Below are 1,785 nucleotides of genomic sequence, written 5' to 3'. Positions count from 1 at the left end.
CCGCTCGAGACAACGCCAGGAAATGGCGCCGCTTCGTGCTTGGCGCTCTTCTTGTTGTCGTTGGCGGGTGCGGGCTTCGGCCGCGACCTGCCGCCCAACGGGATATCGACCTTTCTTATTCCAGTATGGGTGAACCGGACGGACTGCACTGCTCCGGTGCCGATCGTTGAACCGACAACGAGCCAATCGCCGTCAGATTGTTCGAAGGTCGTCCCGCCCCACTCTTGCTGGTATGCCTCCGCGCGCTCGCGGCGCGTGTCTTCAGGCTGCGATGCGGTCATGCGCGGTCTTCTCTCCAAGGGCTGCCAAGGCGGCGCGTCTAATGTCGTCGGCGAGATCAGGGTGAAAAGTTGCTGTGTTGGTGCCAAACGCAGAAGCGGCGTAGGCCCGAACGCCTCGAGGTCCGTCGACAAGCTTCAGATTGAACAGCCGGCACGTCGGCGTCAGCTGCAAATCAAAGCGTGCAAGTGTGCTGCCCGAACCTGGCGGCTCCGGCCTGATATCCAGAATATTCAAGAGGGTTTGTTCCCGTTGTGGGTCGTGGTTGCGGGCGCCGTTCGTCGGCTGCTCTTTTGTTGGTTTAGGCTGCGCGGGCAGCGATACGGTCGCGAATAAAGCCAAGCACCTCGCTTTTGACGAAGGCGATGCGGCGCTCGCCCATTGGCACTGCGGCCGGAAAGCGTCCTTGGTCTCTTAGCCGATTGAGAAACGTGCGTGAGAGGCTGGTCATGCGGGCAGCCTCGTTTAGCGAAACGAGTTCGAGATTGTCGTTCATAAGATTCCTCTTTAGCGCCCGAGCGGAATCGAGCGCGCGCAAAACGTATGGGATTTGTGGAAGAGGATTGACCGGCGCTTTGCACCGCCCTCGTTTCGTGAGGGCCTACGACGGCGATGCCGCTGCTCAGTGGCTATCCAAGATAACCATGGCGGCACTTATAAGCGTTTTCGCCTTGCGTGTCAAGAAAAAACGAGTCTCGCAAAAAGAAAGAATGTCAAGCAGTTTTTATTGTCGCGTCAACTTGCCGCAATAATTGGCCCAATCCGCCATTAGCGCGCGCCGCTTCTCTAGCGCATCGCCGCGGCGATAAGCTCGCTCGACGTCGTTGCCGACCAAGTGCTCAAGCGCCCATTCCGCAATCTCACGCGGATAGTTCGTCTCCTCCCCGGCCCAGTCGCGGAACGTGCTGCGAAAGCCGTGAACAGTCACGCCAGGGCGCTTTTCAGCCATCACCTCGCGCATGCGGCTGTTGCCTATCGGCCGGCCCTCGCGCGCACCCTTAAACACAAATCCTGTTCCCGCCTCTCCAAGGACGGCAATCGCCGCGTCGGATAGCGGGACAATGTGCGGCTTGACCTTGGTTTTTGTGCGTGGCGTCGGGATGGTCCATGTCTTCGTCGCCAAATCAATCTCGTCCCAATGCGCCTCAATCGCCGAAGCAGAGCGGCACGCCGTCAATACGGTGAACCGAAGGCACCTCTCCTCCGGCGTGCCTCCAAGGACGCTTAGGAATTTTGCCACCTCGGTATACGGCAGCGCCTCATGGTTGGCATCGGTGGTGCGCTTGGCAGCCGACAGAATGTGCTCAAGGTGTCCGCTCCAGCGTGCCGGGTTGTCGCCCGTACGGAGCTTCTTGGCTATGGCGAAGTCCAGCACCGACTCGATCTTGCCGCGCACGCGTTGGCCCGTGGCCGGTGTTTTCTTCCAAATCGGTAAGAGGGTGGATTCGATTATCTCAGTACCGACAATGTCGACGGCAAGGTTGCCGAGCTTGGATGCATGCTCAA

Annotated in this window: 4 protein-coding genes; all 4 read right to left on the bottom strand. The window is 59.5% G+C overall.

Annotated features, from left to right (window positions below; translation table 11 throughout):
- Positions 1 to 281 (bottom strand): hypothetical protein (locus tag EN742_RS33915; RefSeq protein WP_148670480.1); only part of this gene is annotated, 281 nt, incomplete at its 3' end.
- A complete protein-coding gene (locus tag EN742_RS33910) occupies positions 262 to 621 on the bottom strand; it encodes a hypothetical protein (RefSeq protein ID WP_128333820.1) in 360 nt (119 codons plus the stop codon). The genes EN742_RS33915 and EN742_RS33910, both read right to left, overlap by 20 nt.
- A complete protein-coding gene (locus tag EN742_RS33905) occupies positions 581 to 775 on the bottom strand; it encodes an AlpA family phage regulatory protein (RefSeq protein ID WP_127392575.1) in 195 nt (64 codons plus the stop codon). Before EN742_RS33905 ends, EN742_RS33910 begins: the two co-directional genes overlap by 41 nt.
- A 228-nt stretch (positions 776 to 1,003) precedes the next feature.
- The coding region (locus tag EN742_RS33900) for a site-specific integrase (RefSeq protein ID WP_148670479.1) at positions 1,004 to 1,785 on the bottom strand (782 nt) is incomplete at its 5' end.

Source organism: Mesorhizobium sp. M4A.F.Ca.ET.020.02.1.1 (assembly GCF_004022645.1).
GTDB lineage: Bacteria > Pseudomonadota > Alphaproteobacteria > Rhizobiales > Rhizobiaceae > Mesorhizobium.
Note: the sequence above shows the minus strand (reverse complement) of the source record. Positions and strands in the feature narration are given on the sequence as shown.